Below are 23,028 nucleotides of genomic sequence, written 5' to 3' on the forward strand. Positions count from 1 at the left end.
TCACTAGTAATCATTGTTTCTAATTATTGCTTTTAGATAATTCAGTAACGAATGGCTGAAAAGTAATGCCAGCAGTATCAAAAGCCAATTTGCAATTTTCTAAAGTATCTGAGGTAACAGAGTTGAAATCGTCATTATTTGCCCAAGGACGAACTGCCAACTGAATTGAATTATCAGTGAGATTCTTTACTGAAACTTCTGCAGCAGGTGTTGATAATACTTTAGGGTTACTGTTTAGGATAGTTGTTATGATTTCCTTTGCTTTTTTAATATCGGTGTCATATGAAATAGCAATAGTTAAATCAACTCTTCTAAAACCTTCCATAGAATAGTTGATAATGGTTCCATTTGATAAGGCTCCATTTGGAACAAAGATTGTTTGATTGTTGGAGGTGATTAATTTGGTTACAAAAATTTGTATTTCTTTTACTGTAGCAGTAACTCCTTGCGCTTCAATTGTGTCTCCTACTTTGAAAGGTTTGAAAAGGATAATTAGCATTCCGCCAGCAAAGTTTGATAATGAACCTTGTAAAGATAAACCAACAGCAAGCCCCATAGCACCAAGAATGGCAACAAAAGATGAGGTTCCTATTCCTAATTTGTCTATGAAGGTTACAAATAATAGTACTCTTAAAACCCAAAGTAAAATATCAGCAAGAAATTTGGTTAATGTAGGATCCAATTCTCTTTTAACCATTATTTTTCGAATAATTCTATTGATAATTCGAATAGCGTAAAGTCCAATAAATAAAATTAGAAAGGCAGAAATTACCTTTGGCGAATAATCTATCAGAACTTTCAAAAAAGTGCTGGCATAGCTAGTGATGTTTTCAGGATTTAATGTCATGGTAAAATAATAAAAAACCTTCTCAGAGAGAAGGTGATAGTTGAAGTGCAAAAATACGAATTATTTATTTTTTTAAATGTTAATTAGCATCTTCTTCTGTTTTATCTGTTGCTTGTTTTGAGTTTTCAATATTTGTCACTTCAGAATCATTTGTGCTAGTATTTGTCTTTTCTTCAAGTGTATTTGCTGCTTTTGTTTCTGAATCATTAGTGTCATTCAAGATCTTTTCTGTTTTTTCTAAAAGCGGCGTGGTAGCTACTTTCACTTTTTCAATTGTTTCTTCAACAAAAGTTTCTGCTTTTTCGATATACGGAGTTGCTGTTTCTTTTGCTTTGTTTACGGTTTCTTCAACAAATGTTTCAGCTTTTTCCATATATGGAGTTGTAGTTTCTTTTGCTTTTGTTACAGTGTCTTCGATAAATTCTTCTGCTTTATCAACATAGGGTTTTGTAGCTGTTTTTGTTTCTTCTATAACAGTTTCTGCCTGATCGGCTAATTCATTGGCAGTCACTTTGGCTGAACCAAATAATTTTTTTAAAAATGATGATACTCCCATGACTTTTTTTGTTTTTTGTTAACTATCAAAAGTAAATATTTTTTTGCTGTTAACAGGTTAAGATTTGTGTAATTTATTAAAAATCAATATGTAGCGTTTTTAAGATGTTGATATATGCTTTTTGAATTGGTCCTTTATTTTAGTTTATAAACATTTAAGAGTGATTTTGTTAAAAATATGAATATTCGTAATTATTAGCGTAAGAAAATTAACATTTTAATAACATTTTAGATTTTATTATGTTTTGTTTTTGAGTTAGTTTTGGCTGTAAATTCTTATGATGTTTAAGTTTGTTGTGAGACAATACTTTAATTAAAAAATTATAAATTATAGCTTTAATTCTTTCCTTTTGATGAGGTTGTGAAGAGGCTCAAAAATATTCTTGGCCAAGAATAGACATAAGACTCAAATGTCTAAAAATTGATTGAGTTATAAATTACTAAAAAAAAAACACGATGTTAAAAGAAATTTTAAATTTAAAAGGTGCTCAAAAATTAACTACTAATGAGCAAAAAAGTATTAAAGCTGGTGATACTGGTGTAGCTTGTGGAGCTCCTGCTCCTATTTGCGGACCTGGACAAACTCGTCAGTGTATCAATGGAGTGTGGGTATGCGTATCTGCATGTCCATGGTGCTAATAAATAAGAATGAGGGAATGACATTGTCATTCCTTCTTTTTTAAAATATAGACACTAATTTGAAGTGTCTAAAAGGATTACAATGTTAAATATTAAAAAAAAATAGCGATGTTAAAAAACATTTTAAATTTAAAAGGAGCTCAAAAATTAACTGCTAATGAGCAAAAAAGTATTAAAGCTGGTGATACTGGTGTAGCATGTGGAGCTCCTGCTCCTATTTGCGGACCTGGACAAACTCGTAAGTGTGTCAATGGGGTGTGGGTATGCGTATCTGCATGTCCTTGGTGCTAATAAATAAGAATGAGGGGATGACATTGTCATTCCCTTTCTTTTAAAATATAGGCACTAATTCGAAGTGTCTAAATGATTAAATGTTAAATATTTTAAAAAAAATAACCATGTTAAAAAACATTTTAAAATTAAAAGGTGCTCAACAGTTAACTAAAAAAGAACAGAAAAACATAAACGGTTCTGGTGTATGGGGAAATTGTGATAGATATCATCCACAACCTATTTGCCAAGTTGATTACTATGTAATGTGTATTGGTGGAGAATGGAAATGCGCTTATACTTAATAGATTAAAATATTGATTAGTAAGTTTATTTGCTTATTGATTTTTAATATTTAAAGATTACTGTGTAAAAGCAGATCCCAATATTGGAATATGGGTTGATTAAAAAAAAATTAAAAAACTAAAAAACTAAAATCATGTTAAAAAACATTTTAAATTTAAAAGGAGCTCAAAAATTAACTGCTAGTGAGCAAAAAAGTATTAAAGCTGGTGATACAGGTATAAGCTGTGGACCACAAGGGCCTTCATGCGGTCCTGGACAAACTAATAGATGTATTAACGGAAGATGGGTATGTACGCCTTCTTGTCCAACATTTCCATACTGTTAATAATAAGTAATTTTTTTTGAACGAGGGAATGACAATGTTGTTCCTTCGTTTTTTAAAGTATAGACACTAATTGTAAGTGTCTAAATCATTAAAATGTTAAACATTAAAAAAAAGTTATGTTAAAAGAAATCTTAAGTTTAAAAGGAGCTCAAAAATTAACTGTTAATGAGCAAAAAAGTATAAAAGCTGGTGATCTTGGTGTAAGCTGTGGACCACTAGGACCTCCTTGTGGACCTGGTCAAGTTTATAAATGTGGTTTTGATGGGAAGTGGGTATGTGTGTCTACTTGTCCTGTTCCTTACCCAGGGTGTTAATAATAAGTAATTTTTTTAGAACGATAGAATGACACAATGTAATTCCTTCGTTTTTTAAAGAATAGACACTAATTGTAAGTGTCTAAATGATTAAAATGTTAAACATTAAAAAAATAAGCTATGTTAAAAGAAGTTTTAAAATTAAAAGGAGCTCAAAAATTAACAGTAAATGAGCAAAAAAGCATAAAAGCTGGAGATATTGGCGTAAGCTGTGGACCACCAAATATTCCATGTGGTCCTGGATATGTTTATAAATGTGGTTTTGATGGGAGATGGGTATGTGTGCCTAATTGTCCGGTTCCTTATCCAGGATGTTCTCAATAAGTAATTTTTTTAGAACGATAGAATGACCAATGTTATTCCTTCGTTTTTTAAAGCATAGACACTAATTGTAAGTGTCTAAATGATTAAAATGTTAAACATTAAAAAAAAAATAAGCTATGTTAAAAGAAATTTTAAAATTAAAAGGCGCTCAAAAATTAACAGTAAGTGAGCAAAAAAGCATTAATGCTGGTGATGTAGGTATGCCTTGTGAGTCACCACAAGGTCCCCCATGTGGTCCTGGACGCACTACTGCATGTGTTAGAGGGGTATGGGTTTGTGTACCTATTTGCTCTTCTCCATACTGTTATTAAATAATTAATGTTTTTAGAACGAGGGAATAGCATTGTTGTTTCCTCGTTTTTTATATATCAAAACTAACTTTTAGGAGTCTAAAAAATTAAGATATTAATGCTACTGCTTTTGTTTAGATAAGTGTAGAAAAAAGTTCTTTCAGTTTGATATCTATCCATAAAAAAGAAAGTTTGATGTTTCTGCATTCCCGTTAACACGTTATTTGGAATGTTCAGACTGTATTTTCTTTTAATGTTCTTAGGATCATGCTTCTTAAATTGGCTATTCATTATTGATTTCCGAATAATTTAGAAACAACATTTGGAGGAAATAGTTTTTAAAAAAAAAGCGTCTCCAGATGGAAACGCTTTGAATTATTTAATGAGTAAATGAAAGCCATTATGCATTTACTGCTTCAACTTTAATGCCTTCGTCATTCAACATACTTTTTAGCATATTTTCAATACCGCTTTTTAGTGTAAAAGTAGAAGATGGACATCCGTTACAAGCACCTTGCATCATTACTTTTACTGTTTTTGAGGATTCGTCGTAAGAATCAAAAAGAATATTACCACCATCCGCAGCTACTGCTGGCTTTACGTATTCTTCTAAAATATTGATAATTTTTTGTGAAGTTTCGTCTAAAGCATCAAAGGATTCATCTTTTGCTTTTTCATCTTTAACAATAGTCTGAATTAAATTCTCGTCTAAAACAGTTCCTCCATTTTCAATATACTGTTTGATGAAAGTTCTTATTTCCAGAGTGATGTCTTGCCATTCGTTAATGTCGTATTTGGTGACAGAAATATAATTTTCATCGATAAAGATTTCTTTTACATAAGGAAACTTGAACAATTCTTTCGCCAAAGGAGATGGAGCAGTTTGATCTATGTTTTTGAATTCTATAGCATTTTTTGTCAACATTCTGCTCACTACGAATTTTAAAGCGGCAGGATTTGGAGTTGATTCACCATAAACAGTAATAGGTTGCTTTTTTGGTTTGTCTTTATCAACAGTAATTATAACTCCGCCTTTATCTACAAATGCCTCAATTTGTTCCGCTACTGCATCTTTTACATCTTCCCATTCTACGATACTAAATCTTTCGATAGCGATAAAATTTCCTGAAATGTAAACTGTTTTTACAAATGGTAAGTAAAATAATTGTTGTGCCAATGGAGAGGTCTTGGCTTCGTCTATATTTTTAAATTCAAAACTTTCATTTTGAGTAATAAAATCTTGAAATTCAAATTTTAATATGGTTGGATTTTGTGTTTCTTTTATGGTAACTTTTGTCATGACTTTTAAATTTTGCACAAATTTAGTGAAGTTATTTTCTACGATTAGCTATATTTGTTTTTTTAATGAATAAATTAACAAAAGGTTGATTTATTCATGCCTAAGTTTAGTAAAAATCAACTTAATGTGCTGTAAAATAAAGTTTTTCGTTGCCCTGTTTTTTATCTCCCTAAATATTTTCTCTCAAGAAGGCATACCTGTATATTCAGATTATTTGTCGGATAATTATTATTTGATTTTTCCTTCAATGGCAGGTGCTTCCAATTGCGATAAAGTTAGGCTCACTTCTAGGAAGCAATGGTTTGGTCAGTCAGATGCACCAGCATTACAGACGTTAAGTTATAATGGTAGGGTAGGAGAGAAATCAGGAATAGGAGCTATTGTTTTTAATGATGTCAATGGGTATCATTCGCAATTTGGTTTCAAAGCTACTTATGCATATCATCTTATGTTTTCAAGAGATGAGGTCGATTTAAATCAGTTGTCTTTTGGAATTAATGCAGGAGTGAATCAGAGTCAATTGGATGAAACCGATTTTCAAAATTCAGGAGATTATGATCCTACTCTTGGAAATGTAGTTCAAAAAGCTTCTTATTTTAATGTGGATATTGGTGCATCTTATAATGTTCTTGATTTCAGTTTGAATGCGGTTGTTAAGAATGTTTTAGAGACTAGACAAAATATTTATACAGAGTATGAAAGTGATAATTTGAGAAAATTTATCATTAGCGGAGGATATGTTTTTGGAAATGCTGATAAAGTTTTATGGGAACCATCACTTTTGTATCAATTTGTAGATAAAACAAAAGAGAGTGCATTAGATGTAAATATGAAAGCATATAAGAATATAAATTCCGGTAGTCTATGGGCTGTTTTGTCCTATAGAAGAAGTTTTGATGGAGTAGGGTCTAGTAATGGTGGTGGAACCAACAGTCAAAAATTACAATATATAACGCCAGTTTTAGGTTTTAACTATAAAAACTTTATGTTTGCTTATACATACTCCTATTTATTGGGAGATGTACAATACGATACCTCAGGATTGCATCAACTTACTTTAGGTTTAAATTTGTTTTGCAAACCAGTGAAGTATGATTGTAACTGCCCGGCAATTAATTAATTTAACTTAAAAAAAATGATAATTAAATCAGTAAAAGGCAAGTCGCCAAATATTCCTGAAGATTGTTATGTGGCGGATAATGCTACTATTGTGGGTGATGTAACTTTTGGAGCCTCTTGTAGTGTTTGGTTTAATGCTGTAATCCGTGGTGATGTTCATTTCATTACCATTGGGAATAAAGTAAATATTCAAGATGGAGCAATTGTACATTGTACCTATCAAAAACATCCTACTATTATTGGGAATAATGTCTCAATTGGTCATAACGCGATTGTGCATGGATGTACTATTCATGACAATGTATTAATAGGCATGGGAGCTATTGTTATGGATAATTGTGTTGTAGAGAGCAATTCTATTGTTGCTGCTGGTGCAGTTGTGACCCAAAATACAATAATTGAATCTGGCTCTATTTGGGCTGGTGTTCCTGCTAAAAAAGTTAAAGATATTGATCAATCTAATTTTGCTGGCGAAATTGATCGTATTTCTAATAATTATGTTATGTATTCGAGTTGGTTTAAAGAAGAATAATTAAAAATCTCTCTCTTCAACCTGATATTTATTTTCTAAAATTTCAGCCAAAACTTTTGGGTTTGAATTGGTATAGAAAACAGGAAGGTTATTTTCTGCACTTGAAAAGCCAACCTTATCTTTCAGGATTTTTTTGGTTTGTTTTGCCACCGCTTCTCCAGAATCAATTATTTGAATATGTTTTGGAAGGATTTCTTTTATTTGAGGAATCAAATAAGGGTAATGGCTGCATCCCAATACTAGATAATCAATATTTGCTTCAATCATTGGGGTAAGATAAGAATGTAACAATCGAGTCATTTCTGCTGAGTTAATGTCTCCATTCTCTATAAGTTGGACTAATCCATGGCCCACTTGTTCAATTATTTTAGTGTCTCGGTATATTTCGGTAGCTTTATTAAAAAGCGCACTGTTTAAGGTGCCTTTTGTGGCTAGAATTCCTATTGTTTGTGTTTTTGAATGTGTTGCTGCAGGTTTTATTGCAGGTTCAATACCAATAAAGGGAATTGTATATTTAGCTCTTAATTCTTGTATTGCATTAGTGGTTGCTGTATTGCAAGCTACTACAATTAATTTACAGCCCATGTCAATTAATAGGTCAGTATTCTTGATACTCAGAGCAATGATTTCTTCTTTCGATTTTTGCCCATAAGGAGCATTCTTGCTGTCTGCAAGGTAAATAGTTTTCTCATTTGGAAGTAAATTATGTATGGCCTTCCATATGGATGTTCCTCCAATTCCTGAATCAAAAATACCTATTGGTCTATCGTTTGTCATAAATGCAAATTTATAAGCTATAGTTTAAATATACTAGAATTTTCATTGTAAAAAAAAACTGCTCGATCCAAAATTTTGGAAGAGCAGTTCTGTTTGTTTTTTTAGGGGATTAAAATCCTAAATCTTTTTTTACATCAGCAGTTATGTTTGTTCCATCAGCAAGTAAAAGAGTAGATCCGTCTAAAACGTATTGGAATCCTTTTGCTTTTCCTACTTTTTGGATAGAAGCTCTTACTTTTTCCATAATTGGTTTTACGATTTCAGATTCTTTAGCTTGTAATTCTTTTTGAGCGTTATCTCTAAAGTCAACAATTCTTTTTTGCATGTCTTGAACTTCTTTAGAACGTTCTTGATTTATAGCTTCAGTAACAGTTGTAGATTCAGCTTCATATTTTTTTAATTTAGCTTGGTATTCTTCAACCATTTTTTTGTAGTCAGCATCATATGTTTCACTTAATTTCGTCAATTGTTTTTGAGCATCAAGCATAGCAGGCATTTTTCCCATAATTTCACTTACATCAACATGAGCCACTTTAGTTTGCGCATTAATAGTTTGTGATGCTCCTAGTATTAAAATTGCAGCAATTAGTAAAGTTTTGATTTGTTTCATCGTTTTAAAATATTTAGTATTAATTAGTATTATTATTTGTTCTCTTTTAATTTATCTTCATTTGCTTTTTTCAAAGCTGCTTTTTCCTCAATTTCTTTTAATCTTTTTTCTTCAAGTGCCTTTTTGGCAGCTTCTCTTTCTTCAAGAATTTTTTTTCTTTTTTCTTCTAAAGCTTTTTTACGCTCTTCTTGTGCATCTGTCTTGGTTTCTTCTGTTGTTGGTTTAAACTCGGTAGAAGGTTTTGCAGTAGCATTGTTAGGGTCAGCTGCTTTTTCTGTCGTTTCATTTACTTTTCCTGTTGTAGGAGTAAAGTTGTTTTTTTTGGCCTCTCTGTCAGCAAGTTCTTTGGCTCTTTTCTCTTCAAGTGCTTTTTTAGCAGCTTCTCTTTCTTCAAGAATTTTTTTTCTTTTTTCTTCTAAAAGCCTTTTTTGTTCTTCTTGTGCACTTGGCTTAGCCGTCTCTGTTTTGTCTACAGTGCCATTTGGAGAGCTAGCTTCAGTTGGTGTTTTTGCAACAACCGTGCCATTTTTTTTCGCTTCTCTTTCGGCAAGAAGTTGTTTACGTCTTTCCTCGTATTGTCTTTTTGTTTCTTCTTGTGCTAATCGTTTAGTTTCGATTAATTTCTCCCGTGCAGTCTTTCTATCTTCTAATGCTTTTTCCCTTTCTGCTAAAGCTGGGTTTTCATCAATTGCATCTTCTTTTTTCTCTTTTTCTTCTTCTTCTTTTAACTGTTTTTTCGTCAGTTGTTCTCTTTTTTCAGTTCTATTTAACATCCTTATTACTTGATCACTGATGTCAAATCTTTTTGCTGCAAAAAGAATGGTTAAGTGTGATGATTTATCAAATATAAAATCATATTTTTTTGCTTCTGCAATATCCTGTACTGCAGTGAAAATTTGATCTTGAATTGGTTTTACCAATCCTGCTTTTTGCGTGATTAAGTCACCATTTGGACCAAATCTTTTTTGTTGATAATCTAATTTTTCATTTTCCAGAAATTTTATTTCTGTTTCTCTTTCTTCAATTAACTCTGATGTAAGTAAAGGTTTTTCTGCTTTTAGTGCATCAGTTAGTTTGTTGATTTCTATTTTTTTAGCTTCAATTTCTTGTTTCCATTTTTGAGCTTTCTCTTCCAATTGAGTTTTGGCTTCTATATAATTGGGAACATTTTGTAAAATGTACTCCATATCAATATAACCCACTTTGTTTCCTTTGGTCTGTGCGCTAATTGTAGTTGTTACAATCAGTAGTAAAATTATAAATAAAATATGTTTTCGCATAATTTTAAAATTTTGAAATTTCACACTAATATACTTAAAATTGTTGACCAATTATAAAATGTGTTTGCCATCCGCTTGGTTGTATCTGCCCTGGAACAGCATCAAATCCATATCCGAAATCAATTCCTAATAATCCAAACGCAGGCATAAATACTCTTAAACCAACACCAGCAGAACGATTTAAATCAAATGGGCGATAATCTGAAAGTGTTGCATAAGCTGAACCTGCCTCAGCAAATGTTAGCGCATATATAGATGCTGACGATTTTAATGTTATTGGATAACGTAATTCTAATGAGAACTTGTTATAAATTGTCGCACCATATGCCTCTCCATTTTTGTTTGCAGGTGTTAATGAACCATTTTCATATCCTCTTAGTCCAATATTTCGTCTTCCGTCTATTGCACTTCCTGCCATTCCGTCTCCTCCTAGATAGTATCTTTCAAATGGGATTACTCCTCTGTCTTGATTGTAAGCTCCTAAGAAACCAAATTGCATTAAAGTACGTAGAACCAAATTTTTATAAACCGATGTATACCAATCTCCGTTTAGCTGTATTTTATAATATTCTAACCATTTGTATTTCTCTTGATCCACTTTTGCCTGATCCGCTACAGCATCCTGGTAATTGTCAACTTTATTGGCAACTACTGAGCCACCTGGTAATTTATCTAGATAATCTCCAGAATTTACTACTCGGTCATTATTATCTACATAAGAATTACCATTGTAAATATATTTATATTTTTGTTGTTCTCCTAATGTTGCGTAATCTATTCCGTTAAATAATGAATACGGAAGTGTGAATTCGCCTACAATTCCGAATTCAGAACCATATGTTGGGAAAATTGGATTATGACCTTTACTGTTTCTTGTTAGGCCAATAGTGTAAGATAAGTTTCTTGATGTACCATTGGCGAATGTAAATAAACCATATAGGTAATTGTGTAAATCATACTGTTGAAATCTGATAGATTGAGAAAGTACAAAATTGTCGTCTGGTACTGTCAGTCTTTTTGCTATTCCTACTGATAATGTTGTAATGTTAATGTATTTTGACTTGTCTACTTTTTGAGTTTGGTAATTAGCGTTGTATTGTTGACTAAATGCGAATGAGGTGTTAAATTGAATTGGTCTTTTACCTCCAAACCAAGGTTCTGAAAAAGATAAACTATAGGTTTTATAATAAGAACTTGCCTGTAATCGTAAAGCAACCTTTTGACCATCCCCCATTGGTAGAGGTTTGTATGCCTCTTTGTTGAATAGATTTCTTGCTGAGAAGTTGTTAAATGATAAACCTAATGTTCCTACGAAACCACCTCCACCGTAACCACCTTGTAGTTCTATTTGACTCGCGCCTTTTTCTACAAGATTGTATTCAATGTCTACTGTACCAGCTGCAGAATCCACATTTTTGAATTTTGGATCAATCTTTTCAGGATCAAAAAATCCTAATTGCCCAATTTCTCTAATTGTTCTAACTAGTTCTGCTTTATTGTACTTTTCACCTGGATGAGTTCTCAATTCACGATAAATAACTTCATCGTTTGTTTTGTCGTTTCCTACTACAGTGATTTTATTAAAATATGCTATAGGCCCTTCTGTTACTCTTATTTCGAAGTCAATAGTGTTGTTTACAGTTTTTGTTTCAACAGCATTTATGTTCGAAAACAAATACCCGTTATTTTGATATAAATTGGTAATATCATCTCCATCAGGTTTAGTTTTATCTGCTATTCTTTGTTGAAGAAGGACACCATTATATGTGTCACCCGGACGAATTCCTAGCATGCTACTTAATCCTTGGTCCGAATAGACTGTATTACCTATGAATTTAATATTTCCGAAATAGTATTTTTGTCCCTCTTCTACGTCGATTTTAATATAGATTGCATTTTTTTCTTTGTTGTAGGCAACTGAGTCACTCTTAATTCTGGCGTCTCTGTATCCAATTTTTTTGTAATCGCTAACTATTGATTCTAAATCTTCTTGATATTTGCTTTCAATATATTTAGATCTTTTTAAAACATGAAAAAAGTTTTGAATTTTCGTGTTTTTCATTGATGATAGAAGTTTACTATCGGATATTTCCTTGTTCCCTTCAATTTCAATATCATATACTTTTACTTTTTCTCCTTTATCAACATTTACAAGCATGTTTACTTCATTTGCTGAAGCAGTGTCTTTTGTTGTGGTTATGTATACTTTGGCATTGTAAAAGCCGTCTTTTTTGTATTGCTTTTCAATGTAGTTTTTAGTGGTAGTGATTAAATTTTCGGTTACAATTTTACTCTTTGTAAGTCCGTTTTCTTTAATGTAAGTTTCAGCTTTGCTTTTCGTTACACCAACAATTTTTACTTCATTAATCTTAGGTAATTCCTTGATGTTTAAATCGAGGTATATGCTATCGTTTTGTATTCTGTTTATATAAAATGAAATCTCATCGAAGAGACCTAATTTTCCTAATTTTTTAACAGCGCTACTTATTTGTTCGCCCGGAACCGTGATTTCTTGTCCTTTTTCAAGACCTGTAAATGTAACAACCGTTTGTGGATTAAAGCTGATGTCGCCAATTACTGCAACATCTGCCAATATGTATTTTTTTCCTTGGTCAAATGGAACTCTTTCTTGTGCTTTTATCTGAGTAAAGGTTCCTAAAATAAAAAGGGTAAAGACTAATTTTATGCTTTTATATGACACTAAATAATTATTTAATTTGTTCACTTGTTTTTCCAAATCGGCGTTCTCTTTTTTGATAACTAATAATAGCCTCATGCAAATCTTGTTTTTTGAAATCAGGCCATAGAACATCAGTAAAGTATAATTCTGAATAGGCTATCTGCCACAACAAGAAATTACTTATTCTGTGTTCTCCACTTGTTCTTATTAATAAATCTACATCTGGTAAATTATGCGTGTAAAGATGCTCATTTATAATTGAATCGTCAATAGCGTCTATTGAAATTATATTATTTTTAACTTTCTCGCTTATTATTTTTACAACATTTACTATTTCTTCTCTAGAGCCATAACTTAACGCAAGAGTAAGGGTCATTTTAGTGTTGTGCTTTGTTTTATCGATTACATCGATTATTTCTTTTTGAGCGTTTTTTGGTAATTTTTCTAAATTACCAATGGCGTTCATTCGGATGTTATTTTCTATTAATGTTGGTAATTCTTTCTTTAATGATTTGACAAGTACTTTCATTAAAGTGTCTACTTCTAGCTTTGGTCTGTTCCAATTTTCAGTAGAGAATGCATATAATGTAAGGAAGCCTATTCCTAAATCTGAACATTCTTGGATGATTTTTTTTACTGACTTTGAACCACTTTGATGTCCAAGGGTTCTTAAAAAACCTTGTTGTTTAGCCCAACGCCCATTTCCGTCCATGATAATGGCCAGATGATTGGGTAAATTGTTTGTGTTTATTTTGTCTTCTAACATTTTTCTATTCTCTACAATAACATGGTTTTTTTCCAAAGGTATAAGTCAATGTTGCTCCGGAAAAAACATACCAATCATTATTATTTATATTGCCAAATTTAGGCAAACTGCCATTACTTGGATTACTCCCGTCTATATTATCTGTAAATGTATATCGAGCTCCAACTTCTAAAGCTAAAATTAAATCACGTGAAATATTAGATTTTACTCCAACTGTCATTGGGATTGCAACTGAACTATTTATTTTGTCAGTTTTGACAATTTCTCCAGAAAGGACGTATAGATTATCGTAAAAAAAATAACTTAAACCAGTGTACACATAAGGAGTGACTTTTGGCTTCTCTTCATGCAAGTTAAAATCAAAAAAATTGAATTCAATACCTGCTGACAATTCTTTTATGTTATTTTTGAATTTGTATCCTCTGTTATATCTTCCAGGTTCTTTAGAATCATTATCATCAGAAGAAATCCTAGATTGGGTGTATGAAAATCTATATGAATGTCTCGGACTTTTATTCCATTTGTATAAAACGCCAAAGGCAGGTTCATTGGGATAAATATAGTTGGTCAAACCAACATCTCCAATGTAGTTGCTTCCACCAAGAAAAACTCCTACCTCATTGATCTGGGCATAAATAGTTGTGTAAGCAAAAAAGCACAAAAAAGAGGTGAGAATTTTGTTCATAAATTAAAAATTGTGTGCAAATATAATAATTATCAATAGGATTCAATACCCATTGTGTGAATAGTACGTTTTTTTCAAAAGCGAGACTCTATATAAGAATGGAATGTTAATGTTTGTAAACGAGAAAATAGCGGTTATTCGTATGTGTAGCTATTTAATTTCTTCTGTCTTCTCCCCAAAGTAATTTTGTTCTCAAGGTTTTTAAAAATGTTTCTTCTGGAATTTCTACCATATTTATCTGAAAAGAAGTCTTTTTTATGGTTAATATAGAATCATTTTTGACAGTGGCTAATCTTGAATCTAAGGAAACCAAGTATTGATCTTCTCTTCCAGATATTTTTAGTTTGATTTCTGTTTCGTCAGGAATGACAAGTGGTCTTGCGTTTAGATTATGAGGGGCTATAGGAGTAATTACAAGACTTTTTACATCTGGAGTCAAAATTGGACCTCCGCAACTTAAGGAATAACCAGTAGAACCTGTGGGAGTTGCTATTATCAGGCCATCTGCCCAATAAGAGTTTAAAAACTCATCATTCAAATAGGTCTCTATGGTAATCATCGATGTAGTGTCTTTTCGACTGACGGATATTTCATTCATTGCAAAATCTAGTTCATCAAGAGCTTCGTTATCTGGAGAACATGATAAGCTCAAGAGGGTTCTTTTTGAAATTGTGAAGTTTTTATCAATTACAAATTGCATAAATTCGGCAATGTTTTCTTTTTGTACGGTAGCCAAAAAACCTAATCGTCCTGCATTTATACCTAATAAAGGAACGCCAGAATTACGAACAAGGGTGATAGCTCTCAAAATCGTACCATCTCCACCAATACTGATCAACATGTCAAAACTTTTGTCTAGTTCTGTGTGGGAGCTAAAAGTTTTGTATTCTTTTTTTACAATGTTTTTTTCATGCAACATCTTTAAGAAATCAGCTTCGATAACCATTTCTACATTATTATCTTTAAAAAACACAAAAATGTCTTTAATAATTGGTTCTGTGCTTACTAAATAATATTGACCGTAAATAGCTACTTTCATTTTGTTTTTCTGAATCTGTTGGTTTGTTGAAGTTTTATTTTTAATTCTATAAAATAGTTACATGTTCAGGTATTTATCTAAATAATCCGAACGTTCTTTTAGATTGTTGATATAATTGTCTTCGTCGTGATCGGATAAGATTTCGTAATTATACCTTCTAAAAGTTTGAATAATATCATTTAGAGAACCTAAATTGATTTTCATAGTTACCTGAACGCTATTTACATCAGATTCTGAAATGAAAAGCCCTAAAAGTTTGCCATTATTACTCTCTACAATTTGTACGATCTGGCTCATCGAGTAATCAATACTGTTTTTTCTGACTATTATGACAGCGCCTTGTTCTTTTAGAAAAGGGGTTTCGTGAAAAAATTTAATAATGTCTTCAATTTCATAGTATCCTACATATTTATTAGTTTCATCTAAAATAGGAACTAAGTTGGTGTGGTTTTTTGCAAAAACTTCCAATACATCTAGCCAAATCATATTGGTTCTGGCAAAAAAATGTTCTAGTGTGAATTTATAATCTAGGACTTTTTTATCACTGTCAAAAGTTTCTATATCGTCAGCAGAGATGCTTCCAACATAAATCCCTTCTTCTATAACCGGAAAATGTGAGTAGTTTAAATCATCAAAAAAGTCTCGAACAGACCCTATAGTTTCATGTCCGTCAATCGCTTTGTAGTCGTTTGTAATATAGTCTTTAATGTCTGTCATATAATCTATCCTCAATAATTGATGCAAAATAATCAAAAATATACAGAATCTGCTACCTTTTACTTTGTATTTTTGTCAAAATAATTTTAAAAAGTACTCTTTTAATTCCTGTTTCTATGACAAAATTAAGCGTTAATATAAATAAAATTGCTACTTTACGTAATGCACGAGGTGGAAATGTACCTGATTTACTTAAAGTGGCCACTGATATTCAAAAGTTTGGAGGACAAGGCATTACTATTCATCCACGTCCGGACGAAAGACATATTCGCTATCAAGATGCCCGAGATTTAAAATCGATTGTTTATACGGAATATAATATCGAAGGAAATCCTGAAGGATCTTTTATTGACTTAGTCCTAGAGGTTAAGCCTACACAAGTAACTTTGGTTCCAGATGCTGTAGATGCAATTACATCAAATGCAGGTTGGGATACTATAAAGCATGCTTCATTTTTGACTGAAATAGTTCAAGAGTTTCAACGTAATGGAATTAGAACGTCAATATTTGTAGATCCTGTTCCTGAAATGATTGAAGGAGCCAAAATAATAGGGACTGAAAGAATAGAATTGTATACCGAGGCATTTGCTCATCAATATGGTTTAGGGAATAAAAAAGGAATTGAACCTTATGTAGCTTCAGCAGTTTTAGCAAATGAACTAGGATTAGGGCTTAATGCCGGTCATGATTTAAGCTTGGATAATATTCAGTTCTTTAATCAAAATATACCGGGACTATTGGAGGTTTCGATTGGACATGCGCTTATTTCTGAATCTATTTATTTAGGTTTAGAAAATGTAGTAAACATGTATTTGCAAAAATTAAAGTAAGATTATTTTAATTTTTAATGATTAATTAAAAAGGCTTACTCTACTTGATACTCTAGTAAGTTTGCTGATAATAAAAAAATGGTTTTAGAAAAGGAGGAATCCATAGCCAATAGGGTTGGTTTTGGATTCTTTACTTTTGTTGACCATAATGAATGTAATATTTTGAAACGAATCCTTCTTTTTTTTCTATTTTGTTTTTCTAATTTAATTGCACAATCAAAAGTTGTGGTTAATGGTTTTGTAAAAGATAATCAGAAACAGAAAATAATTGGTGCCAATGTTTCCTTTTTAACTAATGAAAATCTAAAGTTTCATGTTTTTACTGATTCAATCGGAAAGTACTCAATTGAGATTCCAGTAGGGGAAGTAAGAATTAATGTAGATCATTTAGGATTTGAAAAAGAATCTTTACAATTAGAAATAAAAAAGGATACATCACTTTCTTTTACATTGATGGATAATGAACTTGAATTAAAAGAAGTTGTTGTTAAGAACGAAATTAAAAGGCCACTATCAGTTGCGTTAGGAGGGAAATTGTCTTTCAATCCCCAAAAAATGGGTAATATTCCGTCTCTTTTAGGAACGCCTGATATTGTGAAATTGTTGCAACTAACACCGGGTGTTCAGAATTCTGGTGATGCTAATGGGTACTTATATGTTAGGGGTGGTGATCCAGGACATAATTTAATGCTTTATGCGGACGCTCCAGTTTATGGGATGGCACACTTACTAGGTGTTTTTCCTTTTTATAATGCGGATCATATTACTGAAGTGCAATTCGATAGGTCTAATTTGAATTCCAAGTACGGAGGACGGTTGAGTTCTACCGTATATGTATTACCAAATCAATCAAAGCCTAATGAGTTTTCTATACAAGGAAGTTTGGGGTTATTGTCTTCACAAATAAGCTTGTCTGTACCTATTGGTAGTAAAACAGGTTTCTTTATCTCAGGAAGGAAAACCTATATTGATGAAATAGTGGGGCCACTCTTAAAATCAGATAAAGGAAATGCTAAAAAAGGAAAAGAAGATTTTAAGTACGGCTTTTTTGATAGTAATTTGACTTTTATCACTGAGTTTTCTAAAAAAAACATTTTGACAATTAATGCTTTTTTAAGTGGAGATAAATTTGGAGTAAGTGATCCTAAAGTGTATTTGAATGCTGACCTAAAATGGAGTAATGTGGTAGTTACACCTACTTTGAGAAGTATGTTGTCTGAAACAACAATAATGAAAAATTCTTTTTATTTTACACGATATGAGAATGGTTTATTTATGAATCAGTCAGATGTTCAAATGAAAGTTTCATCATATATACAAGATTTTGGTTATTCAAATTCAATTCAATACATGGTTAAGGGTATCCCTTTTGAGTCTGGATTTCAATACACATTTCATGATTTATTACCTCAAAAAATAGATGTAGATAATTTGAGTACTATTGTAAATGATACGCAAACAGCAAAAATTAAAGCTAATGATATTGCAGTGTTTGCAAATGCTAAGCCTAAATTTTCAGATAAGATGAGTGCTGAATTAGGGGCAAGATTGAGCTATTATACTTCGGGCTCAAATGCTAGTTCTTTTTTGCGCTTTGAACCCCGAGTAGTATTTAACTATTTCCCAAAAAATGATCTTTCTTTTTTTGCATCTTATACACGACAAAATCAATATGTTAATTTAATAACTGCATCCAGCGTTGGTATACCAACGGATTTTTGGATTGCAGCTTCAGATGGTATTCCATCTCAATCGTCTAATAATTATTCTGTTGGGTGCAATAAAATAATCTCAAAGCAAATTAATACTTGTTTAAACGGTTATTACCGTTCAATGAAAGATTTAATAGAGTATCCTTATGGACTAACCCAGTTTAATGAAACTACATCTTTAAAGAATGATATTTTAATCGGGGATGGTGAAGCATATGGACTGGAATGGATGTTAAAAAAAGACAATGGAAAATTTAATGGATGGATAAGTTATACCTTGAGTTGGTCAAGTCGTCAATTTGACGAGCTTAATAACGGAGAGGTGTTTTATTCAAAATATGACAGAAGACATAATCTTGTCCTCGTAGGAACCTATGATTTTAATAAGAAATGGAATGTTGGTTTGACACAGCTTTTTAGTTCTGGAAATAGGTTTACAATGCCAACCTCTTGGTACTTTATGAATAATACGCCAATAAGAGAATTTGGAAGTTATAATAATGCACAGATGCCTAATTATATTCGTACAGATGTTTCAGTTAATTATTCGTTTTTTAAAACTCCAAAAAAAGAAAGTGTACTGAATTTTTCTGTTTTTAATACATTTAATATTGATAATCCTATTTATGTTGTTTTGCGTGTAACAGTAAATGGAAAGAAAATAAGTGTTGATACTGATGAAAAAAAAATGTATTCTATACTCCCGTCAATAAGCTGGAGATTTAAATTTTAATCGATGAAAAAAATAGGTTTGTTGTCCTTGATCTTTCTGTTAATCGTATTGGTTTCATGCAGTAGAGAGGATTATGTAAAAAGTGTTGATGGAGAATCAAAAATAGTTGTCGAAGGATGGATTGAACAAGGAGATGTACCACAAGTAATCTTATCTCGAAGTATCCCAATTAATGCTGTTATTGATTCTACAACCATTTTTGATTATTTTATTCGTTCGGCAAAAGTTACCGTTTCAGATGGTGAAAATGAAGAGGTTTTAAGTTTAAGGAGTGATAAAGATAGAGTGCCACCTTATGTTTATCATGGTTCTAAAATCATTGGAGAAGTTGGTAAAACGTATGCTTTGAAAATAGAATATTTAAATAAAATAATAAAAGCAACAACAACTATCCCTAATGTAGTTACTATAAAATCTGCGAAGTATGTAAAGGAAAATCCAGCTGATGCAAAAGGTTTTGTTCATTTAGAGTTTAATGATCCCATTTTAGAAAAGAATTATTATCAAATCGAGACTCGATTGGATAAAGAGGAGCCTATTTTTGTGCCAGCGCTGTATGGAAATTTAAATGATGAAAATTTTATTTCTCCATCTATTTCATTGCAGGTGACACGTGGTATTTATGTGCTTTCTAAAACAAAATATGAACCTTATTTTAGAGATGGAGATTTAATTTTTGTAAAATTAAGAACTATGAGCAAGGAAGGTTTTGATTTTTGGAATAGCTGGCAAAACGAAATTATTAATGGTAGAAGTCCAATTTTCCCAGCTAATACAAGCTTGAAATCGAATATAAAAGGAGGGATTGGTATTTGGGAAGGCTATGGACAAAGTACAATTTCAATTCAAACACCCCAAAAAAAATGAGGCTGCCTTTTTAGGTAGCCTCATTTTTTGAAAATTAAAAAGAGTTAGTTTCTTTCAAATGCTTTTAAGAAATCTTCAAATTTAGTATTTAAAGTATCAAATCCTGTCGAAAAGTATACACTCATTTCAACTTCAGTATTGTCATTGAATTTTAAGTATAATACTTCGTCGTATTGTTGAACTGAAGTACCAACGGAATTGTAGTCCCATGTCCAGTAACCGCCATATTCTTTAACTGAACTGTCTGTTTTCCAAATAACATTTGAATTATAGGAATCTCCTTTTTGTGATTTTTGGATAACGTCTGCGATTTTTGTACCATCTTTTTTAGACACAAGAATCATTTTTACATTTTTATTATTTGCAAGAACAGATCCTTCTGAATAGCTTTTGTTATAAGTATTAAGGTTTGTATAATAAGTTTTAGACTTATAATCTGGATATGTTAATGATTTGTCTAGGGCAGCTTCGTCATTAGCAAGGCCTTCAATATTTGCATCAGCTAGTATTACAAAGTTGTCCATTAATCTAATAAGACCATTTGCTTTACCTCTGTAGGATACAAGTGCATTGTCTTTTAATAATTCATCTATATTGGCAGTACTACCTGAATTAAACTCAATAATGTTTTTTCCTTCAAAAGTGAAAGATGATTTAGCTTCAGCAGGCATTTTTTTACCACTGATTTCAAAAGTGTAACCATCACTTAAAACCATTTTAAAGCTAGATTCAGTAGGAGTTTCTTTTCCATTAGAATATTTAGCAGTTGTAGTAAATGTTGCGGCTTGTTTATCATTAATAGTTAAAGTTGCATCGGCAGAAGTTGGTAAATAGAATTGATCTAAATCGTTAAGTTTTACTTTTATATCTGAAGAAGTACTTTTAGTTGATAAAGTTGCATTATTAGTTGTTTGACCTTTCTTTGCAGGAAAGATAAATTTCAACTCGCTTGTTGAAGTTGTTTTTTCCCAAATTTGTTTTGAATTATTCCATGAGTAAATTCCGTAAACTCCAGAAATATTAAGAACATCTGCAATTTGATTGTCGCTTTTACCATCCAAAATATCAATGGTATTAATGCTTAACAAGTTTCCTAAGTTTTCAGTAGCTTCAATAGCTCCAGATGTTTTTGATTTGTCTAATTTAAGCAACATGTCATTTGCTTCAGCTTCAAGTTTTGTTTTTTGCTGCTCAGGTTGTAATGCAGAATAAGGTAGTTTTATGATTTCAGCAATTTGTTCCGCTAGATTTTTTTCGGCAGGATTTGTTGGATTTGTTGGATCTGTTTGGTTTGTTGGATCTGTTGGATTTATTGCATCGTCTTCTTTACTACAAGAAATTGTAAGTTGAGAAACAATTACAGAAAGTAAAAGGAATTTTTTAATCATTGTTTTTAAGATTTAAATATTAGTAATGTAATAATGTTTGTTTTTGTGTAAATATCTGTCTGTTAATAAATTAAAATTTGAGATATTTTCTTTGTTAATTTAAAAATTTGTAAGTTAACTTTCTGTATTTAGGGTGAGCAAAACTAAGATTTTAAAATTTACTTTACAATACCATTTTTGGCAATATTTTCTTAAAAATGGACTGAAATTTTCTAGTTGTGCTAAATTTGATTTTTTCTACCTTTGCCCTTGATTCGCAAGAATCAAAATACTCTGTTTACAAATAGAAGTTCTAATATTGATTAATGATTTGGGGATGTAGGTTTTAAAATCTGCAACTCAAAATCTATAATCTGCAATCAAAAGATACAATGCTCTACTCAAAAATAGAAGGTTCAGGAAAACCTCTACTTATTCTTCATGGATTTCTTGGAATGTCTGATAATTGGAAATCACTCGGAATGCAATTTGTAGCTGACGGTTTTCAGGTGCATTTATTGGATTTAAGAAATCATGGACGTAGTTTTCATTCTGATGAATTTAATTATGAAAACATGGTTCAGGATGTTTACAACTATTGTCAAGAAAATAATCTGACATATATTAATGTAATAGGACATTCTATGGGTGGGAAAGTTGCGATGTTATTGGCAACTACACATTCGGGATTAGTAGACCAATTGATTGTTGCAGATATTGGCCCTAAGTTTTATGCACCACATCATCAGGATATTTTAGCAGGATTAAACGCTGTCGATTTTTCGCTAAAACCAAGTCGTAATGAAGTTGAAGAAATCATGAAGAATTATATTCCTGATTTTGGAACACGTCAGTTTTTAATGAAAAGTTTGTATTGGCAAGAACCGGGACAATTAGCGTTCCGATTTAATTTGAGCGTTTTTAATGATAAAGTAAATGAAATAGGTAAAGAACTAGCTCCTGATTTGACTTTTGAAAAGCCAACACTTTTTATTCGTGGAGGAAATTCAAATTACATACTTGACAGTGATTTTGAAAATATAAAAGATCATTTTTCAAATTCAAAAATCGAAACCATTCCTAATGTAGGACATTGGCTTCATGCGGAAAACCCAGTTATGTTTTATGAATTAGTAAGTGCTTTTTTAAAATAAAATAAAATAGAATATTTTTTTTACTATATTTATTGAAATTTTTAAAAAACATTTCTATGAATTTGCTAATTAGAATTATTGTTACTGCAGGCTTGGTTTTTGGAATAGCCCATTTTTTACCGGGTGTTCATGTTGCTGGACCAGCTACAGCAATGGTAGTTGCTATTGTTTTAGGACTGCTTAACATTTTTATAAAACCAATAATGGTACTGCTAACGTTACCTTTTACAATTGTTACTTTAGGATTGTTTTTGTTGGTTGTTAATGCAATAATTATTCTACTTTGTACTAAAATTGTAGGGGGGTTTACAGTTGATTCTTTCTGGATTGCAATGATTTTTAGTATCGTTTTATCCCTTAGTCAGTCTATTATATATTCAATTATTGGTAATGATAAGTAGTGTTAAATTAGGTTTAAAGTTAGTGTGTCTATTTCAACACTAAAAGAGAAATGACCTAACTTTGTGATAAGCTTTTTAATCTAATGAATAAAAAAATCTACATATTAATATTTACTGTACTTGGTTTCTTAGTGATGCCAAGTACAGTTTTTGCTTGTGGAAATAGTTATTCAAAAACAACTTCTTGTAAAAAAGAAGCCTCTTCAAAACAAGAAATAAAAAATTGTTGTGATTCACATCATAATGAAAATGGTAAAAAACACCATGGGTGTGGTGGGAAATGTGGTCATTCAAATTGCAATATTCCTTCTGTACAAATTGCAATTTTTGTTCCTTTTATAACAGAAATAAATTCTAAAGCACTCTTTTTATATACAGAAAAAGGGAGTTTTAATGATTTGAAAACCACAATTTCTTCAGGTTTTCAATCTCTATGGCTCATTCCTAAAATAGGCTAAATTTAATTTTGACAGCCATTGGTGTGTCAAATTCGAAGCAAATATTGCTTTAAATCTTATATTTATATTAAGTTTCAATTATTCAAAGTGTAGTTTTAATACTATAATTTGAATGTTGTTTCGTTTATTCA

General features: G+C 31.4%; 27 protein-coding genes. 15 read left to right on the forward strand and 12 right to left on the reverse strand.

Translation table 11 applies throughout. The annotated features are described in order from the left end of the window. Positions 1–19: 19 nt before the first annotated feature. Both OZP08_RS06195 and OZP08_RS06200 read right to left on the reverse strand, forming a co-directional pair. Positions 20–847 carry a mechanosensitive ion channel family protein gene (locus OZP08_RS06195; protein ID WP_268848782.1) on the reverse strand — a complete coding sequence of 276 codons (828 nt, stop codon included), beginning with the start codon at positions 845–847 and terminating at the stop codon, positions 20–22. A gap of 79 nt (positions 848–926) precedes the next feature. Then, a complete protein-coding gene (locus tag OZP08_RS06200; protein ID WP_281323240.1) occupies positions 927–1,403 on the reverse strand; it encodes a YtxH domain-containing protein in 477 nt (158 codons plus the stop codon). A 455-nt stretch (positions 1,404–1,858) separates the two neighbouring features. Between OZP08_RS06200 and OZP08_RS06205 the strand changes: the two genes are divergently transcribed. From OZP08_RS06205 to OZP08_RS06235, 7 genes are all read left to right on the forward strand, one after another. Beyond that, a complete protein-coding gene (locus OZP08_RS06205) occupies positions 1,859–2,041 on the forward strand; it encodes a hypothetical protein (protein WP_268848784.1) in 183 nt (60 codons plus the stop codon). Positions 2,042–2,149: 108 nt separating this feature from the next. Then, positions 2,150–2,332 carry a hypothetical protein gene (locus OZP08_RS06210; RefSeq protein WP_268848785.1) on the forward strand — a complete coding sequence of 61 codons (183 nt, stop codon included), beginning with the start codon at positions 2,150–2,152 and terminating at the stop codon, positions 2,330–2,332. 107 nt (positions 2,333–2,439) lie between these two features. Beyond that, on the forward strand, positions 2,440–2,616 hold the full coding sequence (locus OZP08_RS06215; protein WP_268848786.1) for a hypothetical protein: 177 nt from the start codon (positions 2,440–2,442) through the stop codon (positions 2,614–2,616). Positions 2,617–2,750: 134 nt separating this feature from the next. After that, a complete protein-coding gene (locus OZP08_RS06220; protein WP_268848787.1) occupies positions 2,751–2,942 on the forward strand; it encodes a hypothetical protein in 192 nt (63 codons plus the stop codon). 116 nt (positions 2,943–3,058) lie between these two features. Beyond that, positions 3,059–3,256 carry a hypothetical protein gene (locus OZP08_RS06225; protein ID WP_268848788.1) on the forward strand — a complete coding sequence of 66 codons (198 nt, stop codon included), beginning with the start codon at positions 3,059–3,061 and terminating at the stop codon, positions 3,254–3,256. Between the two features lie 120 nt (positions 3,257–3,376). After that, on the forward strand, positions 3,377–3,580 hold the full coding sequence (locus tag OZP08_RS06230; protein WP_268848789.1) for a hypothetical protein: 204 nt from the start codon (positions 3,377–3,379) through the stop codon (positions 3,578–3,580). 116 nt (positions 3,581–3,696) lie between these two features. Further along, positions 3,697–3,891 (forward strand): hypothetical protein, encoded by a 195-nt coding sequence (locus OZP08_RS06235; RefSeq protein WP_268848790.1) that lies wholly within the window; start codon positions 3,697–3,699, stop codon positions 3,889–3,891. Positions 3,892–4,270: 379 nt separating this feature from the next. Here the strand turns inward: OZP08_RS06235 and OZP08_RS06240 are convergent, their stop codons facing one another. Next, complete coding sequence (locus tag OZP08_RS06240) at positions 4,271–5,170, reverse strand: NifU family protein (protein WP_268848791.1); 900 nt, start codon at positions 5,168–5,170, stop codon at positions 4,271–4,273. A gap of 124 nt (positions 5,171–5,294) precedes the next feature. On the opposite strand from OZP08_RS06240, the gene OZP08_RS06245 reads away from it, so the two are divergent. Together OZP08_RS06245 and OZP08_RS06250 are read left to right on the forward strand one after the other, a co-directional pair. Continuing rightward, a complete protein-coding gene (locus OZP08_RS06245) occupies positions 5,295–6,290 on the forward strand; it encodes a PorP/SprF family type IX secretion system membrane protein (RefSeq protein ID WP_268848792.1) in 996 nt (331 codons plus the stop codon). Positions 6,291–6,305: 15 nt separating this feature from the next. Further along, positions 6,306–6,821 (forward strand): gamma carbonic anhydrase family protein, encoded by a 516-nt coding sequence (locus OZP08_RS06250; RefSeq protein ID WP_268848793.1) that lies wholly within the window; start codon positions 6,306–6,308, stop codon positions 6,819–6,821. On the opposite strand, the gene murI is transcribed toward OZP08_RS06250, so the two are convergent. From murI to OZP08_RS06290, 8 genes are all read right to left on the reverse strand, one after another. Beyond that, entirely contained in the window at positions 6,822–7,598 is a 777-nt protein-coding gene (murI, locus tag OZP08_RS06255; protein ID WP_268848794.1) for a glutamate racemase, read from the reverse strand. It lies immediately after the preceding gene. A 109-nt stretch (positions 7,599–7,707) separates the two neighbouring features. Continuing rightward, on the reverse strand, positions 7,708–8,208 hold the full coding sequence (locus OZP08_RS06260) for an OmpH/Skp family outer membrane protein (protein ID WP_268848795.1): 501 nt from the start codon (positions 8,206–8,208) through the stop codon (positions 7,708–7,710). 32 nt (positions 8,209–8,240) lie between these two features. Further along, entirely contained in the window at positions 8,241–9,488 is a 1,248-nt protein-coding gene (locus OZP08_RS06265; protein ID WP_349293463.1) for an OmpH/Skp family outer membrane protein, read from the reverse strand. A gap of 34 nt (positions 9,489–9,522) precedes the next feature. Beyond that, positions 9,523–12,264 (reverse strand): BamA/OMP85 family outer membrane protein, encoded by a 2,742-nt coding sequence (locus OZP08_RS06270; protein ID WP_281323241.1) that lies wholly within the window; start codon positions 12,262–12,264, stop codon positions 9,523–9,525. Further along, complete coding sequence (gene uppS, locus OZP08_RS06275) at positions 12,197–12,934, reverse strand: undecaprenyl pyrophosphate synthase (RefSeq protein ID WP_281323242.1); 738 nt, start codon at positions 12,932–12,934, stop codon at positions 12,197–12,199. Before uppS ends, OZP08_RS06270 begins: the two co-directional genes overlap by 68 nt. Before the next feature lie 4 nt (positions 12,935–12,938). Next, positions 12,939–13,619, reverse strand: coding sequence for a type IX secretion system protein PorG (gene porG, locus OZP08_RS06280; protein WP_281323243.1), 681 nt, complete (start codon positions 13,617–13,619; stop codon positions 12,939–12,941). 154 nt (positions 13,620–13,773) lie between these two features. Continuing rightward, positions 13,774–14,658 carry an NAD kinase gene (locus tag OZP08_RS06285; protein ID WP_268848798.1) on the reverse strand — a complete coding sequence of 295 codons (885 nt, stop codon included), beginning with the start codon at positions 14,656–14,658 and terminating at the stop codon, positions 13,774–13,776. A gap of 57 nt (positions 14,659–14,715) precedes the next feature. Then, on the reverse strand, positions 14,716–15,375 hold the full coding sequence (locus tag OZP08_RS06290; RefSeq protein WP_281323244.1) for a CBS domain-containing protein: 660 nt from the start codon (positions 15,373–15,375) through the stop codon (positions 14,716–14,718). 116 nt (positions 15,376–15,491) lie between these two features. On the opposite strand from OZP08_RS06290, the gene OZP08_RS06295 reads away from it, so the two are divergent. The 3 genes from OZP08_RS06295 to OZP08_RS06305 all read left to right on the forward strand — a co-directional run bounded on the left by OZP08_RS06295 (position 15,492) and on the right by OZP08_RS06305 (position 19,517). Next, the gene (locus tag OZP08_RS06295) at positions 15,492–16,205 is read left to right on the forward strand and encodes a pyridoxine 5'-phosphate synthase (protein WP_268848800.1); all 714 of its coding nucleotides are present in this window, start codon (positions 15,492–15,494) and stop codon (positions 16,203–16,205) included. A gap of 78 nt (positions 16,206–16,283) precedes the next feature. After that, positions 16,284–18,650, forward strand: coding sequence for a TonB-dependent receptor (locus OZP08_RS06300; protein WP_281323245.1), 2,367 nt, complete (start codon positions 16,284–16,286; stop codon positions 18,648–18,650). A gap of 3 nt (positions 18,651–18,653) precedes the next feature. After that, entirely contained in the window at positions 18,654–19,517 is an 864-nt protein-coding gene (locus OZP08_RS06305; RefSeq protein ID WP_268848802.1) for a DUF4249 domain-containing protein, read from the forward strand. A gap of 44 nt (positions 19,518–19,561) precedes the next feature. Here OZP08_RS06305 and OZP08_RS06310 read toward each other — a convergent pair whose 3' ends face one another. Next, complete coding sequence (locus tag OZP08_RS06310) at positions 19,562–20,905, reverse strand: hypothetical protein (RefSeq protein ID WP_281323246.1); 1,344 nt, start codon at positions 20,903–20,905, stop codon at positions 19,562–19,564. A 371-nt stretch (positions 20,906–21,276) separates the two neighbouring features. Here OZP08_RS06310 and OZP08_RS06315 point away from each other — a divergent pair, with 371 nt between their 5' ends. The 3 genes from OZP08_RS06315 to OZP08_RS06325 all read left to right on the forward strand — a co-directional run bounded on the left by OZP08_RS06315 (position 21,277) and on the right by OZP08_RS06325 (position 22,897). Further along, positions 21,277–22,038 (forward strand): alpha/beta fold hydrolase, encoded by a 762-nt coding sequence (locus OZP08_RS06315; protein ID WP_281323247.1) that lies wholly within the window; start codon positions 21,277–21,279, stop codon positions 22,036–22,038. Positions 22,039–22,094: 56 nt separating this feature from the next. Next, complete coding sequence (locus OZP08_RS06320) at positions 22,095–22,439, forward strand: phage holin family protein (protein WP_281323248.1); 345 nt, start codon at positions 22,095–22,097, stop codon at positions 22,437–22,439. 83 nt (positions 22,440–22,522) lie between these two features. Further along, entirely contained in the window at positions 22,523–22,897 is a 375-nt protein-coding gene (locus tag OZP08_RS06325; protein ID WP_281323249.1) for a hypothetical protein, read from the forward strand. Positions 22,898–23,028: the final 131 nt, after the last annotated feature.

The sequence above is a fragment of the Flavobacterium aestivum genome (assembly GCF_026870175.2).
GTDB lineage: Bacteria > Bacteroidota > Bacteroidia > Flavobacteriales > Flavobacteriaceae > Flavobacterium > Flavobacterium aestivum.